Annotated in this window: 14 protein-coding genes and 1 pseudogene; 7 read left to right on the plus strand and 8 right to left on the minus strand. The window is 69.6% G+C overall.

The window, feature by feature from the left end:
* Genes paoC through V9K91_RS08875 form a run of 3 tightly spaced genes read left to right on the plus strand, consistent with a single transcriptional unit; the run spans position 1 to position 3823 of the window.
* The gene (gene paoC, locus V9K91_RS08865) at positions 1-2199 is read left to right on the plus strand and encodes an aldehyde oxidoreductase molybdenum-binding subunit PaoC (protein WP_336443066.1); all 2199 of its coding nucleotides are present in this window, start codon (positions 1-3) and stop codon (positions 2197-2199) included.
* A complete protein-coding gene (locus tag V9K91_RS08870) occupies positions 2196-3227 on the plus strand; it encodes an XdhC family protein (RefSeq protein ID WP_336443067.1) in 1032 nt (343 codons plus the stop codon). Before paoC ends, V9K91_RS08870 begins: the two co-directional genes overlap by 4 nt.
* Positions 3227-3823: a nucleotidyltransferase family protein gene (locus V9K91_RS08875; RefSeq protein ID WP_336443068.1), complete on the plus strand. Its 597-nt coding sequence runs from the start codon at positions 3227-3229 to the stop codon at positions 3821-3823. The genes V9K91_RS08870 and V9K91_RS08875 overlap by 1 nt, the downstream gene beginning before the upstream one ends.
* 10 nt (positions 3824-3833) lie before the next feature.
* Here the strand turns inward: V9K91_RS08875 and V9K91_RS08880 are convergent, their stop codons facing one another.
* Complete coding sequence (locus V9K91_RS08880) at positions 3834-8588, minus strand: ATP-dependent helicase (RefSeq protein ID WP_336443069.1); 4755 nt, start codon at positions 8586-8588, stop codon at positions 3834-3836.
* Between the two features lie 130 nt (positions 8589-8718).
* On the opposite strand from V9K91_RS08880, the gene V9K91_RS08885 reads away from it, so the two are divergent.
* Positions 8719-9165, plus strand: coding sequence for a hypothetical protein (locus V9K91_RS08885; RefSeq protein WP_336443070.1), 447 nt, complete (start codon positions 8719-8721; stop codon positions 9163-9165).
* Positions 9166-9214: 49 nt separating this feature from the next.
* Positions 9215-10177, plus strand: coding sequence for a prolyl aminopeptidase (pip, locus tag V9K91_RS08890; protein WP_336443071.1), 963 nt, complete (start codon positions 9215-9217; stop codon positions 10175-10177).
* Here pip and V9K91_RS08895 read toward each other — a convergent pair.
* A complete protein-coding gene (locus V9K91_RS08895) occupies positions 10153-11283 on the minus strand; it encodes an alkene reductase (protein ID WP_336443072.1) in 1131 nt (376 codons plus the stop codon). The genes pip and V9K91_RS08895 overlap by 25 nt on opposite strands.
* Positions 11284-11409: 126 nt before the next feature.
* Here V9K91_RS08895 and V9K91_RS08900 point away from each other — a divergent pair, with 126 nt between their 5' ends.
* On the plus strand, positions 11410-12330 hold the full coding sequence (locus V9K91_RS08900) for a LysR family transcriptional regulator (RefSeq protein ID WP_336443073.1): 921 nt from the start codon (positions 11410-11412) through the stop codon (positions 12328-12330).
* Positions 12331-12385: 55 nt separating this feature from the next.
* The gene (locus V9K91_RS08905; protein WP_336443074.1) at positions 12386-13609 is read left to right on the plus strand and encodes a patatin-like phospholipase family protein; all 1224 of its coding nucleotides are present in this window, start codon (positions 12386-12388) and stop codon (positions 13607-13609) included.
* Between the two features lie 18 nt (positions 13610-13627).
* Here V9K91_RS08905 and glgX read toward each other — a convergent pair whose 3' ends face one another.
* The 6 genes and pseudogenes from glgX to glgB form a co-directional block, all read right to left on the minus strand.
* On the minus strand, positions 13628-15754 hold the full coding sequence (gene glgX, locus V9K91_RS08910; RefSeq protein WP_336443075.1) for a glycogen debranching protein GlgX: 2127 nt from the start codon (positions 15752-15754) through the stop codon (positions 13628-13630).
* On the minus strand, positions 15751-15915 hold the full coding sequence (locus V9K91_RS08915; RefSeq protein WP_336443076.1) for a DUF2934 domain-containing protein: 165 nt from the start codon (positions 15913-15915) through the stop codon (positions 15751-15753). Before V9K91_RS08915 ends, glgX begins: the two co-directional genes overlap by 4 nt.
* A 9-nt stretch (positions 15916-15924) precedes the next feature.
* On the minus strand, positions 15925-18429 hold the full coding sequence (gene treY, locus V9K91_RS08920; RefSeq protein ID WP_336443077.1) for a malto-oligosyltrehalose synthase: 2505 nt from the start codon (positions 18427-18429) through the stop codon (positions 15925-15927).
* Positions 18426-20339 carry a 4-alpha-glucanotransferase gene (locus tag V9K91_RS08925; RefSeq protein ID WP_336443078.1) on the minus strand — a complete coding sequence of 638 codons (1914 nt, stop codon included), beginning with the start codon at positions 20337-20339 and terminating at the stop codon, positions 18426-18428. The genes treY and V9K91_RS08925 overlap by 4 nt, the downstream gene beginning before the upstream one ends.
* Complete coding sequence (treZ, locus tag V9K91_RS08930) at positions 20336-22075, minus strand: malto-oligosyltrehalose trehalohydrolase (RefSeq protein WP_336443079.1); 1740 nt, start codon at positions 22073-22075, stop codon at positions 20336-20338. Before treZ ends, V9K91_RS08925 begins: the two co-directional genes overlap by 4 nt.
* Positions 22072-23940: pseudogene (glgB, locus tag V9K91_RS08935) on the minus strand (1,4-alpha-glucan branching protein GlgB); the annotation flags it as partial. The pseudogene glgB and the gene treZ, both read right to left, overlap by 4 nt.
* Between the last annotated feature and the right edge of the window lie 27 nt (positions 23941-23967).

The raw sequence follows: 23967 nt of genomic DNA on the forward strand, positions 1-23967 counted from the left end.
ATGAAATTCGACACGCCTGCAGGAAAGAATCCGATCGACCAGCTCAAGGTGGTCGGCCAGCCGTTGAATCGTATCGACGGTCCGCTCAAGACCACCGGTCATGCCCCGTATGCCTACGAACGCCACGACGCGGTGGCCGCGCCGGCATACGGCTACGTGGTCACCGCCGGCATCGCCAAGGGCCGGGTCAGCAGCATGGAACTGGATGCCGCACGCCGCTCCCCGGGGGTGCTGGCTATCGTCACCGCCGACAACGCCGGGCCATTGCAGAGGTCGCAACGCAATACCGCCGCGCTGCTGGGCGGGCCGGAGATCTCGCATTACCACCAGGCGCTGGCGCTGGTGGTGGCCGAGACCTTTGAACAGGCGCGTGCCGCGGTCGGCCTCGTCAAGGTTCGCTACACCACGCAGAAAGGCGCTTACGACCTGGCCGCGGCGAAGAAGGCCGGCACCAACTTCCAGAAGACCGACCCGGACGCCCGCGTGGGCGATTTCGAGAAGGCCTTCGGCGAGGCACCGGTGACCTTGGACGCGCTGTACCACACCCCCGACCAGTCGCACGCGATGATGGAACCGCACGCCACCCTTGCCGCGTGGGAAGGCGACAAGCTCACGGTGTGGACCTCCAACCAGATGATCGACTGGGGCAAGACCGACCTGGCCAAGACCCTGGGACTGCCGAAGGAGAACGTGCGCCTGATTTCGCCGTACATCGGCGGCGGCTTTGGCGGCAAACTGTTCGTCCGTTCGGACGTGCTGCTGGCGGCATTGGGTGCGCGCGCAGCGAAGCGCCCGGTCAAGGTCGCGCTGTCGCGCCCGCAGATCGCCAATAACACCACCCATCGTCCCGCCACGCTGCAGCGCATCCGGCTGGGTGCCACCGCGCAGGGGACGCTCACCGCGATCGGTCATGAATCGTGGTCGGGCAACCTGCACGGCGGCTCCCCCGAAGAAGCGATCCAGCAGACCAAGCTGATGTATGCGGGCGCAAACCGGCTGGCCGGGCTGCGCCTTGCTCACCTGGACCTGCCGGAAGGCAATGCCATGCGCGCGCCGGGCGAGACCCCGGGGTTGATGGCGCTGGAAATCGCGATGGATGAAATGGCCGAGAAGCTCGGTTTGGATCCCGTCGAGTTCCGCATCCGCAATGACACCCAGGTGGACCCGGCCAATCCGGAACGACCCTTCTCCAAGCGCCAGCTGGTGCAGTGCCTGCGCGACGGTGCGCAGCGCTTTGGATGGGACAAGCGCAGTGCACGCCCCGGCCAGCAGCGCGATGGCCGCTGGCTGGTGGGCATGGGCGTTGCCGCCGGCTTCCGCAACAACCTGGTGATGAAGTCGGGTGCGCGCGTGCGCCTGGATGCCACGGGCCAGGTCACGGTGGAAACCGACATGACCGACATCGGCACCGGCAGCTACACCATCCTGGGCCAGACCGCCGCAGAGATGCTGGGCGTGCCCATTGAGAAGGTGACGGTGAAGCTGGGCGATTCCAGCTTCCCGGCCTCGGCGGGTTCCGGCGGCCAATGGGGCGCCAACAGTTCCACTGCCGGCGTGTTCGCGGCGTGCACCAAGCTGCGCGAGGCGGTGGCGACGAAACTGGGACTGGACCCGGCCACGGCGACGTTTGCCGACGGCCAGGTCAGCGCCGGCGGCAAGCGCTTCGCACTGGGCAAGGCCGCAGCCGACGGCGAGCTGGTGGTGGAAGACACCATCGAGTTCGCCGAGCTGGAGGAGAAATTCCAGCAGTCCACCTTCGCCGCGCATTTTGTCGAAGTGGGCGTAGATGTCGCCACCGGCGAAAGCCGGATCCGGCGCATGCTGGCGGTGTGCGCCGCCGGGCGCATCCTCAACCCCAAAACCGCGCGCAGCCAGGTGATTGGCGCCATGACCATGGGCGTGGGCGCGGCCTTGTCGGAAGAGCTGGCGGTGGACACGCGGCTGGGCTTCTTCGTCAACCACGACCTGGCCGGCTACGAAGTGCCCGTGCATGCCGACATTCCCCACCAGGAGGTGGTGTTCCTGGACGAGACCGACCCGGTGTCGTCACCGATGAAGGCCAAGGGCGTGGGCGAGCTCGGCCTGTGCGGTGTCAGTGCGGCGGTGGCCAATGCGATCTACAACGCCACCGGCACCCGCGTGCGCGAATATCCGATCACGCTGGACAAACTGCTGGCCGGGCTGCCCGCGCTGGGATGAGTGCCGGCCTGGCCAGTACGCCGCTGGATGCCGAGGACGGTAACCCCGGCCTCGTGTTCGAGGCGACCCTCGATGCGCTGCGCGAGGGTCGCCGCGCGGCGCTGGCGGTGGTGCTGGAAACCGAAGGGTCCACCTATACGCGCGCCGGCACGGTGGTGCTGTTTTCCGATCACGGCCACGTCGGCTGGCTCAGCGGTGGCTGCCTGGAGCCGGAGATTGAACGCCGCGCCATGCAGGCCGTGGACGAGAACACCTTGGCATGGATGGAGATCGATACCCGCGACGATGACGCGTTGTTTGCCGGCAACGCGGTGGGCTGCCGCGGGCGGCAACGGGTGGTGTTGATTCCGCTGGCGTCGCTTGCCGGCATCCACAGCGTGCTTGATCCGTGGCTGCGGGGAGAGGGGACGCTGGAGCTCAGGCTGCACGGTGACGGAACGCTGCAATGGCGGTGTGGCGACATCGGCCTTTCCCATGACCTCGCCAGTCCGCCGGCCGACTGGGAAGCGCCTCGCCGGGAGTGGCAGTTGCAATGGCGGCGTGCGCCGAGCGTGGTGGTGTTGGGCGCGGGCCCGGAGGCCGCGCCGTTGCTGCCCCTGCTGGTGGGCCTGGGATGGCGGGTAGAGGTGCGTGAGCCGCGCCCGCGGTGGCAGGGGCGGCTTGCTGCTGTCGTGCCACCCGACCAACGGTCGGGTGCTACCGCGGGTTCGTTTACCGATTGCAGCACGCGGTGGACCAACGGGCCGTTTCCGGATGCGGTGCTGGTGATGCACCACAATTTCGAGCTGGACCGGGAAGCGTTGGACGCGCTGGCGGCTACCTCGATTCCCTTCATCGGATTGCTGGGGCCGGGGCGAAGGCGCGACGACCTGTTCAAACTGCTGTCCCCGCAAGCACGGGCATCGCTGTCCCCTCGCCTGCGTTCGCCGATCGGGCTGGGGCTGGGTGGGCGGGGGCCGGAGGCCATTGCACTGAGCATTGCCGCCCAACTGCAGGCATGGCGGCACGGCGTGCCGGAAGTGCCGTAATGAACGCCCATGCCGCCGTGGTGCTCGCCGCAGGCGCAAGCACGCGGCTGGGCCGCCCTAAACAGCTCCTGCGCCGCGAGGGCGAGACCCTGCTGCACCGCATGGTCCGGTTGGCAGCCGACACCGTACCTTCGGTGCTGGTGGTGGTGCTGCCCGAGGCGTCTGGACCGCTCACCGATGCGGTGGCCGACCTCGAATGCGTGCAGGCGCTCAATCCACAGCCGCAGCGCGGCATGGGCAGCAGCCTGGTGGTCGCCGCGCCGATGGTCCAGACCTCCGCACGGGTGCTTGTGGTCGCCTGCGACCAGCCCGCGTTGGAGGCTGCGCATCTGCAGGCGTTGCTGGACAGTGCCAGCCAGTCAACCTCAGGCTGCGCGGCCACTCTGTTGCTGGGCACGCTCGGCGTGCCGGCGGTGGTGCCCGGCGCGTGGTTCGCCGATCTCGCCGACGGCCAGGGTGACAGCGGCTTCCGCGCACGGCTGCGCGCGCTCGAACCCGGAACGGTCGGCGTGCTGCACGCCCCTGCCCTCGCGCTGGATATCGATACCCCGGACGATCTGCGCGCCGCGCACGAACTCGGCCTGATCGACGACTGACGCCGTGGCTTCAGGGTTGCCAGTCGAGGCCGCGTGGCGCGCTGGAGAAACCCGCCGCACGCAGTGCCTCGGTCACCGCATCGCGCTGGATGGGCGCATCGTCGATCAATTCCAGGGTGAACGTCATCCGCCGCCCGCGTCGCAGTGCGATGACCAGCGCCTGGGCGGCCGCGGTCAGCGCCGCGTCTTCGCCAGGCGCGCCCGGCTCGAACCACGTCAGCAGTTGCCGCCCGCCCTGGGCGAGGTACATTCGCAGGCGACCGCCGCCGATCACCACCAGTGCACCGGGCCGTCGTACCGGCCGCTGTGACACGCGGTGCGCCGGCCATGGCAGCACCGGTCCGAACGGATTGGCAGGGTCCGCCGCGGACAGTCCCACGCTGAACCCGACCCGCCCGGGCTGCTGCGCCTCGGCTACCTCACGCAGGGCATCGACCATGCCACGTTCGGCGAACTGTGCGCCGCCCATCCCGTCCACGAACCGCCCGCGCAGCACCCGGCCGGCATCCTCCATGCCTCGATAGACCTGCACCAGCGCGGGGAAACCCCCGGCGATGCCTTCGGCAATGGCCGCGCCGCGCGTCACGATACCGTGGCGCTCCAGCAGCCCGTTCGCCAGCGCGACCGCACGCACCGTATCGCTGACCAACGGCCGCTGCAGCAGCGACCATCGACCCGCGAGGGTAGGCGTGGCCAACGTGGTCGCCATCGGCTGCAGGCCGCCCGCAGCGCCGAGCGGATCCATCATCGCCCTGCCCCGGGCGTAGCGGTTCTGTCGCGCAGAGGTCGTCGCCCGCGGGCGCGCGGGTCGCGAGGCCGACAGGTGCCGCAGCGGCGTCCACAGATCGGTGGTCACCAAGCCGGACCACGCTAGTTCCCACAGCGCGGCGTGCAGGGTCTCGGCATCGACCACGACATCGTCCCCGCCGGCAGCAGCCAGGCGCGCCTGCACTGCGGTGGCCAGTTGTCGTGCAAAGAACGCACCGCCATCGGCCATTACCGTCAACAGCGCGGCCTGCAGGGGCGAAGGTTCGATCGCCTGCGCGACAGGCAGCGTTTCGCCCATGCCCTCCTGCACGTGAAGCGACACCAGGCCGTCATCCTCGCCCAGGCGGCCATGACCCACCCACGCCACCGTGCCGGTCGCCAGCAGTTCGTCCAGCATCGTCGGGGTGTAGTCGGCTACCCGCGCCGACAGGATCTGGTGCTCCCACGCCGACACCGGCATCGGAACGCCGGCCAGCAGCTCGATCACGCGCAGGACGCCATCGCCACCTTCCAGTGCGCCGTGCGCGGGTACCGCGCTGGAGCGCGATGCCACCGTCGCGTCGGCCACCAGCCCATGCCGCTCCAGCAGCAGCGCCGCATACGCTTCCCGGCTGGCCGGGCGGGTCGCTTCACGCGCGGCCTGCAGGGAGCGCAGGCGCAGGCGCTGGAACACCGCTTCGCCCACCCATTCGCGGCGTGCCAACGGAACCGTTGCAGCATCGGCGCCGTCGTCGCGCGCGTTCCCCGCGCCGAAATGACCACTGAGCACCTTGCCCTGTCCGGCCAGATGCTCCAGCGCCGCATCCACCACGGCCACGCCCAGCCCCCAGTGGCGGGCTGCATCGCCCGTGGTGAATGCCGCATGGGTGCGCGCGTAGCGTCCAAGCAGCTCGCCCAACGGGTCGCTGGAAGGCTGCAGGAACACGGCGGGTATGCCGCCTGGCAGTTCAACGGCGAGCGCATCCCGCAAGCGGGCGGCGTCCTCCACGGCGGCCCAGACCTCCCGCCCGGCCAGCTGGACGGAAACGATGCGCTGCTCGCCCTGGAGCGAACGCAGATGCGTGCCGACGCTGTCTGCATCGACGAGGCGCGCCGCCATGTCCGTTGCGCTCAACGGGCCCAGCTCGCGCAGCAGGTCGGCAAGCCCTTCCCTGCCATTCGCCTGCCGCCCCGGTGCCAACCGCTGCAGCTCCAGCCCCACCTGTTCCACAACGGTGGGATCAAGCAGTTCACCCAGATCCACCTGGCCGAGCAGGTCACCCAGCAGCCCGGCATCCAGCGACAGCACCGACGCGCGGCGCTCGGCCAGCGGCACATCGGTGCCATACATGAACTCGGCCACGTAGCCGAACAGCAGGTTGGCGGCAAACGGAGACGGCACCTCGGTGGTGACCTCGGCGATCTCGATGCGCCCATCCGCCAGCCGCTGCATCAGCGTGTCCAGCGCATCCAGGTCGTAGACATCCTGCAGGCACTCGCGCGCCGCCTCGATCAGGATCGGGAATTCCGGATAGCGCTGCGCGATGGCGAGCAGCTCGGCGGCGCGCAGGCGCTGCTGCCACAGCGGTGAGCGCTTTCCCGGCTTGCTTCGCGGCAGCAACAGGGCCCGCGCCGCGCACTCGCGGAACCGTGCGGCAAACAGCGCTGAACTGCCTACGGCCAGCGTCACCTCACGGCGCAGCCGTTCGGGCTCGAACAGGAACAGCTCGGCGCCGGGCAGCCGCCCGGACGAATCGGGAATCCGCACGATGATGCCGTCATCGCTGGCCACCACCGCCGGGTCCACGCCCCAGCGCTCCTGGATGCGCCCTGCCAGTGCCAGCGCCCAGGGATCGTGGATGCGTCGTCCGTAGGGCGAATGCAGCATCACCCGCCAATCGCCGGATTCGTCACGGCAACGTTCCACCACCAGCCGGCGGTCGGTCGGCAGCACCCCGGTTGCCGCGCGCTGCTCATCCAGCAGGCCAATGATGTTGGCGATCGCATTGGGCTGCAGACCCGCACCCTGCAACCGCGTGAGCAACGCCGGCGCAAGCGTGTTGTTGCCCGCTTCGGCATCCAGCGCGGCGAGGAACGCGCCCACCGCCTCACCCAGTTCCGCCGGACGGCCCACGCCTTCGCCCCGCCAGAACGGCAGCCGTGCCGAGCGCCCGGGCGCGGGCGTGACCACAACCTGGTCATGGGTGATCCGCTCGATCCGCCAGGAAGTGGCGCCCAGCGTGATCACGTCATTGACCCGTGATTCGTGGACCATTTCCTCGTCCAGCTCGCCGACCCGGCGCGAGCCGGCACGTTCTTCGCCTTCGGGCAGCATCACGCTGTACATGCCCCGGTCGGGAATGGTCCCGGCGCTGGTCACCGCAAGCTGCTTGGCCCCCGGCCGTGCGCTCAGTTCACCGCTCTGCCGGTTCCACACCAGGCGCGGGCGGAAGCCGGCGAAGTCGTCGGACGGGTAGCGCCCGGCCAGCATGTCCAGGGTGGCATCGAACGCACTGCGCGGCAGGCTGCGGTACGGCGCCGCGCGACGCACGCGCGCATACCAGGCGTCGACATCCAGCGGCTCCATCGAGGCCGCCGCCACGGTCTGCTGGGCCAGCACGTCCAGCGGGTTGCGCGGCGGATCCACCGCTTCGATGCGCCCTTCCAGCATCCGCTCGATCGCCACGGTGGCGTCGATCAGGTCACGTCGCGTGCGCGGGTAGACCAGCCCGGTGGAGGTGCCGCCGACCTGGTGGCTGGCCCGGCCGATCCGCTGCAGCGCACTGGCCACCGACGGCGGTGCCGCGACCTGGATGACCAGGTCCACCAGCCCCATGTCGATGCCCAGCTCCAGACTGGAGGTCGCCACCACGCAGCGCAGCGAACCGTCCTTGAGCGACTGCTCGATGTCGCGCCGCTGTTCCTTGGACACCGAGCCGTGGTGGGAGCGCGCGATCAGCTCGGGGCTGGCCACCACCCGCGACACCGTGCTGCCGGTGAACGAGCCGTACTGCTCGGGTACGGGCGCGACAGGCGGCTGGCCGGCCGCGCGTGCGGTGCGTTCGGCATGCAGTTCGTTGAGCCGCGCGGTCAGCTTCTCGGCCACCCCGCGTGAGTTGGCGAACACGATGGTGGAGCGCCGCGCCAGCACCTGGTCGAGGATGCTTGCTTCCACGTGCGGCCAGATCGAGCCCACCCGTCCGGTCGGCTCGCGTTCCGCGCCTGGCCCTGCGTGCGGTGGCAGGTCGGCCATGTCCTCCACCGGCACCACGATGCTGACGTCCAGCTTGCGCGGGCTGGCCGGGTCGACCACCGTGACCGGCCGGTCGCCGCCCAGGAAGGCAGCGACCTGCTCCACCGGGCGCACCGTGGCCGACAGGCCGATGCGTTGCGCGGGCACCTGCAGCAATGCGTCCAGCCGTTCCAGGCTGAGCGCCAGATGGGTGCCGCGTTTGCTGCCCGCCACCGCATGGATTTCATCCACGATCACGGTATCGACCTCGCGCAGGGTCTCGCGCGCCTTCGAGGTCAGCATCAGGAAGAGCGATTCGGGCGTGGTGATCAGGATGTCCGGTGGCCTCCGCAGCAGTCGCGCACGTTCAGCCACGGGAGTGTCGCCGGTGCGGATGCCGACCGTCAGCGCCACCGCGGGATCGCCCCGCCGTTCCCGTTCGGCGTCCACGCCCTGCAACGGCACTTGCAGGTTGCGCTGTACATCGGCGCCAAGCGCTTTGATCGGCGACAGGTAGAGCACACGGGTGCGGCGCTGCGCGGCCTTCGACGCGCCGGCGCGCGCGGCCTCCTGCTGCCGTGCGCGGTATAGCTGGTCGATGGCGTGCAGGAACGCCGCCAGGGTCTTGCCAGATCCGGTCGGCGCGATCACCAGCGTGTGCTCGCCCGCACCGATGGCGCGCCACGCCGCCGTCTGTACCGGGGTGGGTGCGGGAAACGCCGAGGCGAACCAGGCGCTGGTGGCGGGTTCGAACAACGTCAGGGCGGCAGCGGGCGAAGGCGTCATGGCTGCCCACCTTACCTTCCGCTGCGTAGAAATACCGATCACGGCCACGCAGATTTTCCGATGCGGCCGACGGTTTTTCATGCAAGGCTCACACTGGGTTGGCCCCTCGGCCAACAGCGGAGCGTCCAGCATGAATCCGCAGGCGATCAGAAACACCCTGGCGGTGGTGTTGGTCATCCTGTGCGCGCTGCCTGCCCCGGATGCGCCTGCGTATGCGCAGTTTGCTCCGCTCCTCATGCCGAACGCCAACCAGGCACCGCGACCGGAGCCGGCCGACCGCTGGCGGCTGGAGTTCCACGACGCAGCCGATTCAGACGGCATCATCAGCTTTCGCCTGTGGGTGCAGGAAGAGTCGCCGATGCACGTCGATGTTCCGATCCGCAAGGGCGAGTCAGACCGCGAGATCGCGCGTGCCGCCCGCGATGCACTGGCGAACCGGCTCGGCCAACGCTATGCGGCCGTCGTAGTGGGCGGTGAGGATGTCGTCATCACGGCGCAGCGCGGCTCACCCCGCTTTACCGTCGAACTGCTGCGCGACACCGCACGGGATGTCGATGTCGACGTGGACCGCGACTGACTGACGCCTGGGCTATCCTTGGCGGGCACCCGTCCCAAGGTTTTTCGCCATGCGCACGCTCTATCCGCCGACCACTCCGTTCCGCGAGCACCACCTCCCGGTCGATGACCTGCATACGCTGTATGTGGAGGAATGCGGAACCCCAGGCGGCATCCCGGTGGTGTTCCTGCATGGCGGCCCCGGTGCAGGCGTATCGCCGACGCACCGGCGCTTCTTCGATCCGGCGCGTTACCGGATCGTGCTGATCGACCAGCGCGGCAGCGGCCGCTCCACTCCGTTCGGCGAACTGCGCGACAACACCACCGCGCACCTGGTGGCCGATATCGAAACCGTGCGTGCCCGGCTGGGCATCGAACGCTGGCTGGTGTTTGGTGGCTCGTGGGGTTCAACGCTGGCACTGGCGTATGCGCAGGCGCACCCCGACCGTGCCACCGGCGTGATCGTACGCGGCGTCTACCTGGGCCGTGCCGAGGAGAACCGCTGGTTCAATGAAGCCGATGGCGGTGCGCGTTGGGTGTTTCCCGAGCGCTGGGCGCGCTATGCCGCCCATCTGCCGGAGGAAGCGCACGGCAACATGATTGAAGCCTATTGGCAGCGCATGGACAGCGACGACAGCGCCACCCGCATCGCGGCCGCGCAGGCCTGGCTGGGCTGGGAGGACTTCGCCGCCACGCTGGTGCACGAGGTCGATGCCGTGTCCGACGCCGACCCGCTGGATACCCTGGCCAAGGCGCGGATCGAGGCGCACTACTTCCGCCACAACGCCTTTCTCGAACACGGCCAGCTGCTGCGCGACATCGACCGCATCCGCCACCTGCCCGGGGTGATCGTGCAGGGGCGCTACGACATCATCTGCCCGCCGCGCAGTGCCTGGGACCTGTCCCAGGCATGGCCGGAAGCGAAGCTGGAGATGGTGCTCTCCGGCCACAGCGCGACCGAGCCGGCCACGGTGGACGCGCTGGTGCGCGCCACCGATGCGTTCGCCGATCAGGCCGCGGCGTACGCCGGGTAATCGGTGTAGCCCTTCGCGCCACCGCCGTAGAACGTGGTGCGGTCAGGGGTGTTGAGCGGCCAGCCGTTCTGCAGGCGTGCCACCAGGTCCGGGTTGGCGATGAACGGCGTGCCGAAGGCCGCGAGGTCGATCAGGCAGGCGTCGATCAACTGCTCGGCGCGTGCACGGTCCAGCCCGCCGGCAAGGATCAACGCGGTGTTGGGCAGGTTGCCCTTGATGGTGCGCAGCAGGCCCTGGAAGCCACCTTCAGCGCCGGGGTCGACCACCACATCGCCCACCTTGAACCCGGACTGGTCCATCAGGTGGACGAAGGCCAGCCCACGCTCGCCGATGGCCTTGCTCAGCACGCCGTAGGTTTCGTCGATGCCGTCGTGCAGCGGCATGTCGAACAGCTGCCCGTAGGGCGACAGGCGGATGCCGGTGCGCGCCGCACCGATGCGGGCCACCACCGCGTCGATCACCTCCAGGGTGAAGCGCAGGCGGTTTTCCATGGTGTCTGCCGCGTACTGATCGGTGCGGTCGTTGACCAGCGGGTTCATGAACTGCTCGAACAGGTAGCCGTTCGCGCCGTGGATCTCCACGCCGTCGAAACCGGCGGCGATCGCATTGGCCGCCGCCTGCGCGAACTCACCCACGATGCGTGCGATCTCGTCGGTGGCCAGCTGTCGCGGTGCCGGCGGCGCGACCAGCGCGGGGTTGCCGGCATCGTCAAGACCGAACGCCTGCGCGCCCACCGGTTGCTTGGAGCTGGCGCTCACCGGCAGGCGGCCATCGGCCTGGATGGTCGGGTGCGAAACCCGGCCCACGTGCCAGAGCTGGGCCACGATGCGGCCGCCCACGGCATGTACCGAGTTGGTGACCAGGCGCCAGCCCTCGATCTGCTCCGGGCGGAAGATGCCCGGATTGAACAGGTAACCCTGCCCTTCCTGCGAGATGGGGGTGCCTTCGCTGACGATCAGGCCGGCGGTGGCGCGCTGCGCGTAATAGAGCGCGATGCGCTCGTCGGCGATGTCGTTGGGCGCGCGGGCGCGGGTCAGCGGCGCCATCACCACGCGGTTGCGGAGCGGCGTGCCGGCGAGATCGAACGGGGTGAACAAGGACGTCATTGCGGTGTTCCTGGGGAGGGGCCCGCCAGTGCGGGCAGGTGTGCATGCTAGACAGATGCCGATACAGCTACAATCCAGCCAACGGGCAAATCACAATTGCTCAAATTGCATTTATGGAGCAAACCCATGCAGCTCAAGGCCCTGCGCTACTTCCTGATGGTGGCCAGTACCAGCAGCTTCCTGGCCACCGCCCGGCATTTCCGGGTACCGGCCTCCTCGGTGTCGCGCTTCATCGCCGCGCTGGAGAAAGACCTGGGCCGCCAGCTGTTCTACCGCAGCACCCGCGCGGTGCGGCTCACCGAGGACGGCGAGCGCTTCCACCAGCAGGTGCGGGAGGCGATCGAGCTGCTGGATGCGGCCGTGGACGACCTGGGGCGCGATGACGGAGGGTTGAGTGGCCGGCTGCGGATCAACGCGCCGGAAGCCTTCGGGCGGCTGCACGTGGCCCGACTGCTCAACGCGCTGCAGGCCGCGCACCCGGCACTGGATGTGGAACTGCAGCTCACCGATGCGTACATCGACCCGGTGCAGGAAGGCGTGGATATCACGGTGCGGATCGGGCCGCAGGTGGACTCGGGATTGATCGGCAGGACCGTCGCTGCCCAGCAGCAGATCGTGGCCGCCAGTCCGGCCTACCTGGCCGTGCACGGCACGCCGCAGGTACCCGCCGACCTGCTGGACCACCGTTGCCTGCTCTACAAGGGCCAGTTCGGCACCCAGCGCTGGTACTTCCGAGAGGAAGCGTCGCAGGCATTCGAAGGCATCAACGTCAGCGGGCCGTTGTGCAGCAACAACGCCGAAGTGCTGCTCGCCGCTGCGCTCGAAGGGCACGGCGTGGTGCTGTTTCCCAGCTGGCTGTACCGCCGCGAAAGCTTTGCGAAGCAGCAACTGGTGCCGCTGCTCGGGGCGTGGGAAGGCTCGGTTGCGACCGAGACCTCCTACATCCAGCTGCTGTCACCGGAGAACAAGCTGCGGTCGCGCAAGGTGCGCGAGGTGACGGCGTTCCTGCTGGAAGGATTCGGCACCCCACCCGCCTGGGATCTGTAGAGACGCTGCGGGAATTACTGTGGAACCGGGTCCGGGTGGATGCCACGCTGGGCGCATGGATGCGATCCATGCCTACCGCCGACTCCCGCTTCTGGCCGCTGTCCTGGCGGTGTGCCTGCTGCTCGGCGGCTGCGCCACCCTGCCCCGCACCCCGGTGCCCGCCGACCAGATCGCCTGGGCCGTGGTACCCGGCATGCCGGACGTGCGTGCCTGGGCCGGCCGGCCGAACCGCGACATGGAGCTCGACTTCGAGCAGTCCATCCGCGATGAGCGCGCGGATCAGTTTCCAGTGGCCGCCGACGGGCACATCCACTACCCACATCTGGCCCTGTCCGGCGGGGGCGCCAATGGTGCCTTCGGCGCGGGCTTTCTCAACGGTTGGACCGCCACCGGCACCCGCCCCACCTTCAAGATCGTCACCGGCGTATCCACCGGTGCGTTGATGGCGCCCTACGCGTTTCTCGGCCCGGACTACGACCAGGCGCTGCGACGCTTCTACACCACCACCTCCGACGCCGACGTGTTCGCGGCCGGAAACCCGCTGATGGCGCTGCTTCGCCGCGATGCACTGGCGAACACCGCGCCGCTGGAGGCACTGATCGCACGCGCCATCGACGCGCCGTTGTTGGCCAGGATCGCCGCCGAACACCGCGCCGGGCGTCGTCTCTACATGGGCACGGCAGACCTGGATTCGCGCCAGTTCGTGGTCTGGAACATGGGCCTGATCGCCACGCGCGGATCGCCCGAGGCGCTGAGGCTGTTCCGACGGGTGATGCTGGCGTCGGCCTCGATCCCGATCGCCTTTCCGCCGGTACTGATCGAGGTGGACGTGCTCGGCAAGCGCTACGACGAAATGCACGTGGACGGGTTCGTCGCCGCCAACATCTTCCTGCATGCGGGCATCATCGATCCGCAGCGGATTTACAACCGGCTGTCACGCGCGCCGGCCACCTACGATACTTTCATGATCCACAACGGCCAGCTGGCCGCGGCGTCGGACCCGGCGGAGCGTTCGCTGCGCGGCATAGCCTTCCGTTCCATCGACGTTGCCGGCCGCGCCGGGATGATCGGCGACCTGTTCCGCGAGTACGCCTACGCCCGGCGCGACGGTGCGCGTTTTGCCTGGGTCACCATCGATTCGCGGCTTGCGCTGGCCGACGCTGCCAGCTTCGATCCAGCGCGCATGACCGTGCTCTACCAGGTCGGCTACGACCGGGCCCGCGAAGGCCCGGTGTGGCTGTCGCGCCCGCCCGGGATGTTCCCCGCCGACGAGCCCTGAACGCGGGAGGCAACGCGGTCAGTGCGTATTGCTGCCCCGGCTGGCCAGCAACGCGATGGCGCGGTCCGGCAGGTGCCAGTGCCCCTGCTCGTCGGCCTGCACCGGCGCGTCGTCGACGGAGGTGATCAACAGCCGCCAGGGCGTGTTGTCCAACGGCGGCGGCACGAAGGCCTGCGGCTCTGCGGCGGCATTGACCAGCAGCAACAGCTGGATGCCCTCCACCCCGTTGCCGTTGCCGTCGCCATCAGCGGGCATCGCCGGCAGCTGCAGCATCAAGGCCCGCTGCTGCGGTGCGTGCCAGTCGCCTTCCTGCATCGGCTGGCCGTCCGGCCGGATCCAGTGCGCGGCGTCGGTGCCGTGGCCGTCGCGGGCGTCGAGGAAGCGGCTGCGACGCAGCTGCGGGTAGCGTCGCCGCAACGCCAGCAGGCGGCGTACGAACAGCGACTGTTGCTGGCCTTCTTCGCTCGCCGCGCGCTCCCAGTCGATCCAGTTGATCGGGTTGTCCTGGCAGTACGCGTTGTTGTTGCCGTTCTGGGTGCGGCCGAACTCGTCCCCGGCCAGCAGCATCGGCGTGCCCTGCGCGAGCAGCAGGCTGGCCAGCAGGTTGCGCATCTGCCGGCGACGCAGCGCCAGGATGCCGGGGTTGTCGGTCGCCCCCTCCGCGCCGTGGTTCCAGGAAATGTTGTGATCGGTCCCGTCGCGGCCTTCCTCGCCGTTTTCCAGATTGTGCTTGTCGTTGTAGCTCACCAGGTCGTGCAGGGTGAACCCGTCGTGCGCGGTCACGAAATTGACCGACGCCGACGGCCGGCGCCCGTTGTGGTCGAACAGGTCCGCCGAGCCCATCAGGCGCGTGGCGAACTCGGAGAGCTGGCCTTCGTCGCCCTTCCAGAACGCGCGCAGGTTGTCGCGGAAGCGGTCGTTCCACTCGGCCCAGCCCGGCGCGAAGTTGCCGAGCTGGTACCCGCCGGGCCCGATGTCCCAGGGTTCGGCGATCAGCTTCACCTGGCTCAGCACCGGGTCCTGGCGCACCGCGTCGAGGAAGCTGCCGGACGGATCGAAGCCGGCGCGTTCGCGCCCGAGGATGGTGGCCAGGTCGAAGCGGAAGCCGTCCACGTGCATGTCCTGCACCCAGTAGCGCAGCGAGTCCATCACCATGCGCAGTGCGCCGGCATTGGTCAGGTCGAACGTGTTGCCGGTGCCGGTGTCGTTGATGTAATAACGGCGATCGTCGGCGAGGCGGTAGTAGCTGGCGTTGTCGATGCCCTTGAACGACAGCGTCGGACCCAGTTCGTTGCCCTCGGCGGTGTGGTTGTAGACCACGTCCAGGATCAACTCCAGTCCGGCGTCATGCAGGCTGGCCACCATCTGCTTGAACTCGGCGATGGTGCTGGTGGAGAGGAAGGACGGATCTGGCGCGAAGAAGCCCAGCGTGTTGTAGCCCCAGTAGTTCTTCAACCCGCGCTCGACCAGGTACTGGTCGTCCACGTGCGCATGCACCGGCAGCAGCTCCAGCGCGGTCACGCCCAGCTGGCGCAGGTGGTCGGACAGCGCGTCGGAACGCAGCGCCGAGAAGGTGCCGCGCATGGCCTCGGGCACGGCCGGGTGCTGCATCGACAACCCGCGCAGGTGCGCCTCATAGATGACCGTCCGGTCCCACGGCGTGGCCGGGCTGCGGTCGGCGCCCCAGGTGAACGCCGGGTCGACCACCACGCAGCGCGGCACATAGGCCGCGCTGTCGCGCCGGTCGAAGCTCAGGTCCTTGTCCTTGTGGCCAAGGGTGTAGCCGAACAGGTGCGGCGCCCATTTGATCTGCCCGACCAGCTGCTTGGCGTACGGGTCCATGACCAGCTTGTTGGGGTTGAAGCGGTGGCCAGCCTCCGGCGCGTACGGCCCGTGCACGCGGTAGCCATAGCGCTGGCCGGGCCGCGCGTCGGGCAGGTAGCCGTGCCAGATCTCGTCGGTGTACTCGGGCAGGCGGATCCGCTCTACCTCGCGCCCGCGTTCGTTGAACAGGCACAGCTCCACCTGCGTGGCGTGCCGGCTGTACAGCGAGAAGTTGACGCCCAACCCATCCCAGGTGGCGCCCAGCGGGTACGGTCGCCCTGCCCTGACCCGGGTATGTCCTGCGCCGTTGCCGGTACTCATCGCGGCACCTCCTGGTCGTGCAGGAGCGCTTCGATATCGGCGGCGACCAGCCGCTCGGCCATCTGCCAATGACGTGCCGACTGTCCTTCCGGGCGGCCTTCCGCCTCCCAGATCTGCCGGGCCAGTTCCCGGGTGCGTTCGGCTTTCTGTTGCTCGTCCATCGTCGTATCTCAGCAGGTTGAATGAATCGCGACCGGGCTGCCGTCGAACAGCTGCCGCAGGCGCAGGGGAGTGCCATCACTGACCAGCGCGGCGCCGGTCAGGAGGTTGCGGTAATGCCCTGGCGGGACCGTCAGGGTTGCCCCGCCCCAATGCGAAGCGGACAGCGCGGCGCCATGCCGGGCAGGCTGCGCCGCAGTGTGGTGCGCCACCGCCACCAGCAGCCGCTGGCCGGCGTGTTCGCGCTGGAAGGCCAGCATCGCCACCTCGCGGTCCGCATGCAGGGGTTGGTAGGTGCCTTCGGCAAACAGCGCCGGTTGTTCGCGTCGCAGGGCCAGCACGCGCCGCAGCAGGCGCGCCTTGACCGCGCCGTCCTGCCAGTGCGCCAGCAGCTGCGGCCAGCGGCGCGCATCGTCCAGCCAGGCGCGGCGCTGCACGTAGTCCACGTCGCGGCGATTGTCCGGATCCACCAGCGACAGGTCCCAGCCCTCGGTGCCCTGGTACAGGTCGGGCACGCCCGGCGCGGTCAGCCGCAGCGTGAGCTGGGCCAGCGCGTTGCGGGCGCCGGCGGCGCCGACATGCTCGGCCGCCTGCTGCAGGACGCCGCGCAGCGAGGCCGTGGCCGGGTGCAGCAGCAGCTGTTCGATGAAGGCCTGCGTGCGGGACTCGAAGGCGGTATCCGGGTCTGTCCAGGAGGAAAACAGATCTGCCTCACGCAACGCCTTCAGCTGCCACTGCACGACCCTTTCCGCGAATCTGCGCGGATCGTGCAGGCCCTGCATCGGCCACGCGCCGAGCAGGGTCTGCCACAGCATGTGGCGCACCGGCGTCGGTGGCAGCGCCAACCCGTCGCGTGCGGCGCGACGATCCAGGGTGCGCACCTGCCTGCCCCACCACTGCGGCTGCTCGGACAGCACCGCCAGCCGCGCACGGCTGTCTTCCCCGCGCTTGTGGTCGTGGGTGGCCGTGGCCAGCATGGCCTGCGGGTGGTGGTGGGCGCGCATCAGCGTGCGCGTATGCAGGGCACGCGTGGACAGGGCGAAATGGTCGGGACGGCTGCCCACCTCGTTGCGCGAGAGCAGCACGCCGTAGCGGTAGAACGCGCGGTCCTCCACCGCCTTGGCGTTGAGCGGCGCGCTGAGCTGCTGGAAGCGCCGCCGCAGCGTGGCGCGTGCGCGCGCATCGCCAGCGTCGTCGCGGAAGCAGGCGGCGATCCAGCCCGCCGCCAGCACTGTATCCGCCGGTTCCTCGCGCGCCACGCTGTCCAGCACCGCGTCCCAGCGACGCGGGTCGGGTTCGTCGAAACAGGTTGGCGTGGCATACGTCCGATAAACCGGGAACCGCACCAGCAGCGCGGTCAACGCACGCGACAGCAGCGCACGCCCGAACCGGGCGCTGGCCGGCAACGCGGCGCGCTCCATGCGCAGCAGGTGCCGCAGCAGTGTGTCGAACTCGCTGCGCAGGCCACGCGCCAGCATTTCATCGCGCGCCCGCCGTTCTTCCTCGCCGAACGACGTGGTGCGCCCCGTGGCCTGCTGCCACTGCCGGGCCAGCGGCGCCTCGCCCGACGCGTCGTGCAGCCAGGCCGAGACCTGGTCCATGAAATCGTAGCCGGTGGTGCCGTCGCAGGCCCACGACGCCGGCAGTTCCTCGTCCGGCGCGAGGATCTTTTCCACCCACAGCAGGGGCGCAACGCCGTGCGTGGCGCAGGCGCTGTCCATCGCGGTGCGCAGTCGCTGCAGGTAGGCCTGCGGGTCGGCAATGCCGTCCACGTGGTCCACGCGCAGGCCGTCCACCAGCCCTTCGGCCAGGAACGCCAGCGGGAGGCGGTGCACGGTGTCGAACACCGCGTCGTGGTGCACCTGCAGGGCGACCAGGCTGGAAATGGTGAAGAAGCGCCGGTAGTTCAAGCGGTCGTCGCCCAGCCGCCACCAGAGCGGGCGGTAGGCCTGGGCCTCGATGACGCTGCGCAGATCGGCAGGGGCGGCATCGGGCACCGTGCCGGGCGCCAGCGGCAACCGCGCCTCGTGGTGACGCAGCACCGCAACGCCAGCCTCCTGCTCCACGCGCAGCACGCCATCCTCGATGGCCGCGTCCAGCGGTCGATCGAGGATCGGCAGCTGCAGCGCGCCGCCTGCCAGCGGCGCCTTCCAGTTGATGTCGAACCAGTGGGCATACGGGCTGCCGCGGCCGTGCTGAAGCACGTCCCACCACCAGCGGTTGTCCGCGTGCGCGGCCATGTGGTTGGGCACGATGTCCAGCACCAGCCCCATGCCACTCGCCCGCGCCCGGTCGGCAAGCCCCCGCAGGGCACGTTCGCCACCCAGCTCGGGGTTCACCTCAGTCGGGTCCACCACATCGTAGCCATGGGTCGACCCGGGCACGGCGCGCCAGATCGGCGACAGGTACAGGTGGCTGATCCCCAGCGCGGCGTAGTACTCCACCTGGCGCGCGGCATCGTCCAGGGTGAATCCTGCATGCAGCTGCAGGCGCGCGGTGGCGCGCACCCGGCTCATGGGCGCACCTGCGCGCGGGCGGAAGCGAAACGTTGCATGGCGTCCTCCAAGGTGTGCTCGACCCCTTCGGTGGGCAGGCGCTGGCGCCAGTTCGGGTGGACCCCTACCGTCCCCGGCAGGTTGACCTGCTCGGCCATGCCCAGCGCGTCTTCCACAGGCAGCAGCGCCAGCGCCGATGGACTGGCGCCGACGTATTCCAGTGCCGCGCGGCGGCCGGATATCTCATCCAGGGCACGCCCTTTCATGGCTTCATCGAGGCGCGCGACATCGGCGCTGCGCTCGGCGGCCTGTTGCCGCAGTCCCTCCTCGTCCAGCTCGCCGAGCCGGTGCCGCCAGCCAAGATCCAGCCCCCGTCGCCAGCCGACCAGGGTCGGCAGGTCGTGGGTGCCGGTCATCGCCACGGCATCCGCGCGCCATGCCCGGGGCGACATGAATCCGCCGTTTTCATCGCGGGCGAACGGCAGCACATCCATGCCCAGCACGCCGCGTGCGGCCAGTGTCTGGCGGATGCCCGGAGGCACCACGCCGAGATCCTCGCCGATCACGATGCAGCGGCTGCGCCACGACTCGATCGCGGCGATGTTGAGCAGGTCCTGCAGCGGATACCTCAGGTAGGCGCCCTGTCCTGCCCCGGCGCCATCGGGCACCACCCACAACCGCTGCCAGCCGAGGATGTGGTCGATCCGGATCCCGCCACGGTCGCCCATCACCGCACGCAGCAGCGCGATGAACGGTGCGAAGCCCTGTTCGGCCAGCCCGTGCGGCGAATAGCTGGTTACGCCCCAGACCTGGCCCGCAGCGCAGAATCTATCAGGCGGCGCACCGAGCACCAGCCCGCGCAGCAGTGCGCTGCCGGCGGCGTCGGCTTCAGCGCCGGCGGGATCGAAGCCCACTGCGAGGTCGGCAATCAGGCCCAGCCCCATGCCGCTCGCGCGCGCCTGCGCCTGTGCACGCTGCCAGCCGCGGCTCACCATCCATTGTCCGAACAGGTACAGCGACGACGGCAGTCCCAGGCGCGGATGCATGAACGCCACATGCCGCGCCAGCGCCGGGCCACCGTCGCTGACGAAACGCTGCAGGTCGCTGGTCGCATCTGCGTCATCTTTCACCGCACCGCGCACCGCACCCAGCCATGCCCATTTGGCCATCGCCGCCGCCGGCCAATCGATCAGGGGTGCGGCGCGCAGTTCGGCGAGCTGCTCGCGCAGCGCGGCGTCGCGCTCCAGCACCTGCAGCGCCGCATCACCGAACTGCTCCACCGGTGCGGCGTACACCGCCTCCAGGAAGCGCCGGTCGCCCGGGAAATAGGGACTGTAGTCTGCGTCCATGCCGCCGCCGGCGTGCACCGGCCCGAGTGCCAGCGCATCCGCGCCGGCCGCGCCCGCCTGCCGCGCCCACGCCGCGCAGGCTGCGGTATCTCCGGTGCCGCCATCGTGTGGGCCACGGGCCGCATACGGTTGCAGGACCAGGCCCCACGGATGCGCGCGGCTCACCGCATCGTGGACCCCGAAGCACCGCAGCGGCGCCACCGCAACACGCTGCGTGTGTGCGCCACAGGCCAGGGTCCAGTAGCCCGGACGTGCCGGCGCCATCGCCTGCCCCGCCGCGTTGGTGTGGCCGTCCTCCCGGGTGCCGTCCTCGTCTTCCCACACGCAGGGCGCATCTGCGGCGCCGGCATCCACCGGCGTCCCGACCACGGCAGTGCGCAGCAGCGGGACCTGGCGGCGCGACCCCAACGCGGACAGCGCCTCGCGACGCTGCGCGGGCGTGGCGTTGGGAATCTCCAGGGCGTCGAGGATCGCGCCAAGTACCGCGTCATCCACGCGTTGCGGACGCCCGGCGATATCCACCCAGTCAACGGCGAGGCCGACCGCCTCCGCCAATGCGCCCAATCCCGGTTGCGTGCTCATGCTGCAGCCACCACCACGGCGTACAGGCTGTCGGGCGCCAGTCCGTCCTCACGGGCCGGTGGGCCGAGCCGGAATACTTCGCGCCCGGCCGGCAACGTCACCGGCACGGTGGCATCGCTGGCATTGAACGCGATCCACCACTGCGCTCCGGGCAGCTGCCAGCCAGCGCGCAGCACGCCCGGCGCCAGCACATCGGCACCCAGCGACTGCGCACTGGCGGCGGGGCCGAGCCAGGCCGCGCGCACCTTGAGCAGGTCCCGGAACCAGGTCAGCCAGGCCGCGGCGTCGGGATCGTCTTCCGTCGGCCACGGGGCACGGGACAGGGCCAGCGTGGTCGGCGCATTCGGATCCGGAATCAGCGCACGTCGGTGCTCATCCTTGAAGCTGCTGAAGTGCGCGAATTCGGCGCGGCGGCCCTCGCGCACCTGCTCGTCCAGCGGCGTGCGGTGGTCGGTGAAATACAGGAACGGTGAGCGCGCGCCCCAGGGCTCACCCATGAAGAACATCGGAATCATCGGCGTCAACGCGGTCAATGCCATCGCCAACGCGGTCCGGCGCGGCCCCACCAGCTGCAGCAGGCGCTCGCCCTGCGCACGGTTGCCGGTCTGGTCGTGGTTCTGGCAGAACACCACGAACTGCTGCGGCGGAATGGCCGCGCTGGGTTCGCCCCGCGCCCGCCCGCGGCGGGTGGTCTCGCCCTGCCAGGCAAAGCCTTCGGCCAGCACCCGGCGCAGGCGGCCGGAGGGGTCGTCAACATAGTCGCCGTAGTAGCCTTCATGCTCCCCGGTCAGCAGCACGTGCAGGGCGTTGTGGAAGTCGTCATTCCACTGCGCGGTGAACCCGCTGGCCAGCAACGCCGACTGGTTGTTCTCGTTCTCCAGCACCAGCAGCACCTCGCGGCCGGGCAGCGCCGCGCGCACCCGGTCACGCAGCAGGTTCAGGAACGCCAACGGGTGGATGGCGTGCACCGCGTCGAGGCGGACGCCATCGAACCGGTAATCGCGCATCCACATCACCGCGTTGTCGATGAAGTAGCACTGCACCTCGGGGCGGCGGAAATCGACCGCATTGCCCCACGGGGTGCACAGGTCGCTGCGGAAGAACGTCGGCGCCAGGGCCGGCAGCGGATTGCCGTCCGGCCCGAAGTGGTTGTACACCACGTCAAGCAGCACCATCATCCCCAGGCCATGGGCGGCATCTACCAGTGCCTTGAGCTCGTCAGGCGTGCCGTAGGCGGGCGCAGGCGCATACTGCAGCACGCCGTCGTAGCCCCAGTTGCGCCCACCCGGAAAGGTGGCCACCGGCATCAGCTCGATCGCGGTGAACCCGAGGTCGGCCAGTTTCGGCAGCTGATCGCGCACCGCGTTGAACGACCCGCCGGCGGCGCCTACGTGCACCTCGTAGATCACCGCCTCGTGCCACGGCCGGCCGGACCGGTCCGGATGCTGCCAGTCGAAGTCGTCGGCCACCAGCGCGCTGGGTCCGAACAGACCATCAGGCTGCTGACGCGAGGCGGGGTCGGGCACCGCGTCGCCGCCATCGATGCGGTAGCGGTAGCGCATGCCGGGCGCACCCGGCGCCGTCAGCGCGAACCAGCCGTCGTCGCTGCCCTCCATGGGCAGCACCTGGTCTTCCAGCAGCAGATCCACCGACGTGGCCGCCGGTGCCCACAGTGCGAAACGCCAACCGCCGTCCGTATGCTGCCAGGCTCCCCACCGCACCTGCGCTGCACTCATTCCCTGGCCTGCAGGTAAAGCACCGACAGCGGCGGCAGGGTCAACGGCAGCGACTGCGCGTGGCCGTGCATCGACTGCGCGATGGTCGCCACGCGACCTTCATTGCCCAGGTTGCTGCCGCCATAGAACGCGCTGTCGGTGTTGAGGATCTCCACCCAGTCGCCGGCGGACGGCACTCCCAGCAGGTAGCCATGCCGCGCCACCGGGGTGAAGTTGCAGACCACCAGCGTCGCCCGGCCTTCGCCGCGCGGCGGGTGGCGCACGAACGCAAGCACGCTGTTCTGGTGGTCATCGCTGACGCTCCACTCGAATCCGGCATCGTCATCGTTGGCCAGGCGCAGGCTCGGTTCCTGCTGCAGCAAGCGGTTGAGGTCGCCGACCAGCCGGGCGACGCCGGCATGTTCGTGCTGCGCCGCGCTGTCCCAATCGAGGGCGGCGTCGTGGTTCCATTCCGCCGGCTGGGCGAACTCGCCGCCCATGAACAGCAGTTTGCTGCCCGGGTGCGCCCACATGAACCCATAACAGGCCCGCAGGTTGGCGAACTGCTGCGCACGCTCGCCCGGCATCTTCGCCAGCAGCGAGCCTTTGCCGTGCACCACTTCGTCGTGCGACAGCGGCAGGATGAAGCGCTCGCTGAAGGCGTAGATGGCGCTGAACGTCATTTCGCCGTGGTGGTGGCCACGGTGGATCGGATCGCGGCGCAGGTACGCGAGGGTGTCGTGCATCCAGCCCATGTTCCATTTGTGGGTGAACCCCAGGCCGTTCGCGTTGGCCGGTGCGGTAACGCCCGGCCACGCGGTGGATTCCTCGGCCATGACCAGCACCTCCGGGAAGCGCGTCCGGATCGCCTCATTGAACTGGCGCAGGAAGGCGACCGCCTCCAGGTTTTCGCGACCGCCGTTGACGTTCGGCAGCCATTCGCCTTCGGCGCGGCTGTAGTCCCGATACAGCATCGAGGCGACCGCATCCACGCGCAGCCCGTCGATGTGGAAGCGTTCGATCCACTCCAACGCGCTGCCGATCAGGAACGCGGCCACTTCGGTGCGCCCGTAGTTGTAGATCAGCGTGTTCCAGTCCGGATGCAGGCCCAGCCGCGGGTCTTCGTGCTCGTACAGGGCAGTACCGTCGAAGCGCTGCATGCCGTGTGCGTCGCTCGGGAAGTGCGCTCCCACCCAGTCGACGATCACGCCCAACCCCGCGACGTGGCAGCGGTCGACGAATGCCGCGAAGTCTTCCGGGCCGCCGTGGCGCGCGGTCGGCGCGAACAGGCCCAGCGGCTGGTAGCCCCAGGACCCGCCGAAGGGATGCTCGCTGACCGGCAGCAGCTCGATGTGGGTGAAACCCAGAGCCTTCACGTACGGGATCAGCGCATCGCCCAATGCCGACCAGCCGAGCGGCTGGCCGTCCGCATCGCGGCGCCAGGAACCCGCGTGCACTTCATAGACTGAAATGGCCTGGCCCCCGGCCACGCCGCGTGCGGCCATCCACGCGCCATCCTGCCAGGCGTGCGTCGCCGGACCGGCAACGCGGGAGGCGGTGTCGGGCGGCAGTTCGCAGGCACGTGCCATCGGGTCGGCCTTGAACGCCACGGAGCTTCCGTCACCGGAAGTGACCGCGAACTTGTAGCGGGCACCGGCCGCCACGCGCGGCACGAACCCTTCCCAGACCCCCGCCTCGGGATGCTGGCGCAGCGGGTGCCGCTCCGCGTCCCAGCCGTTGAAATCGCCTACCACGGCCACCCGGCTGGCATTGGGCGCCCACACGGCGAAGCGCACCCCGCCGTTTCCGGTGGCCACCGCGCCCAGCAGCCGACGGGCGGCGTCCGGGTCGCCGCTGCGCAGTGCGTCGAGCTGCGCCGGGTTGAGCGCGGTGTCGTCCGTCGTGCCGGGTGA

The sequence above is a fragment of the Stenotrophomonas sp. CCNWLW57 genome (assembly GCF_037203925.1).
Classification (GTDB): domain Bacteria; phylum Pseudomonadota; class Gammaproteobacteria; order Xanthomonadales; family Xanthomonadaceae; genus Stenotrophomonas; species Stenotrophomonas rhizophila_A.

Excerpts from the sequence above, each read along its gene's own strand:
- paoC (WP_336443066.1), top strand. The coding sequence starts at position 1 with ATGAAATTCGACACGCCTGCAGGAAAGAATCCGATCGACCAGCTCAAG.
- V9K91_RS08870 (WP_336443067.1), top strand. The coding sequence starts at position 2,196 with ATGAGTGCCGGCCTGGCCAGTACGCCGCTGGATGCCGAGGACGGTAAC.
- V9K91_RS08875 (WP_336443068.1), top strand. The coding sequence starts at position 3,227 with ATGAACGCCCATGCCGCCGTGGTGCTCGCCGCAGGCGCAAGCACGCGG.
- V9K91_RS08880 (WP_336443069.1), bottom strand. The coding sequence starts at position 8,588 with ATGACGCCTTCGCCCGCTGCCGCCCTGACGTTGTTCGAACCCGCCACC.
- V9K91_RS08885 (WP_336443070.1), top strand. The coding sequence starts at position 8,719 with ATGAATCCGCAGGCGATCAGAAACACCCTGGCGGTGGTGTTGGTCATC.
- pip (WP_336443071.1), top strand. The coding sequence starts at position 9,215 with ATGCGCACGCTCTATCCGCCGACCACTCCGTTCCGCGAGCACCACCTC.
- V9K91_RS08895 (WP_336443072.1), bottom strand. The coding sequence starts at position 11,283 with ATGACGTCCTTGTTCACCCCGTTCGATCTCGCCGGCACGCCGCTCCGC.
- V9K91_RS08900 (WP_336443073.1), top strand. The coding sequence starts at position 11,410 with ATGCAGCTCAAGGCCCTGCGCTACTTCCTGATGGTGGCCAGTACCAGC.
- V9K91_RS08905 (WP_336443074.1), top strand. The coding sequence starts at position 12,386 with ATGGATGCGATCCATGCCTACCGCCGACTCCCGCTTCTGGCCGCTGTC.
- glgX (WP_336443075.1), bottom strand. The coding sequence starts at position 15,754 with ATGAGTACCGGCAACGGCGCAGGACATACCCGGGTCAGGGCAGGGCGA.
- V9K91_RS08915 (WP_336443076.1), bottom strand. The coding sequence starts at position 15,915 with ATGGACGAGCAACAGAAAGCCGAACGCACCCGGGAACTGGCCCGGCAG.
- treY (WP_336443077.1), bottom strand. The coding sequence starts at position 18,429 with ATGAGCCGGGTGCGCGCCACCGCGCGCCTGCAGCTGCATGCAGGATTC.
- V9K91_RS08925 (WP_336443078.1), bottom strand. The coding sequence starts at position 20,339 with ATGAGCACGCAACCGGGATTGGGCGCATTGGCGGAGGCGGTCGGCCTC.
- treZ (WP_336443079.1), bottom strand. The coding sequence starts at position 22,075 with ATGAGTGCAGCGCAGGTGCGGTGGGGAGCCTGGCAGCATACGGACGGC.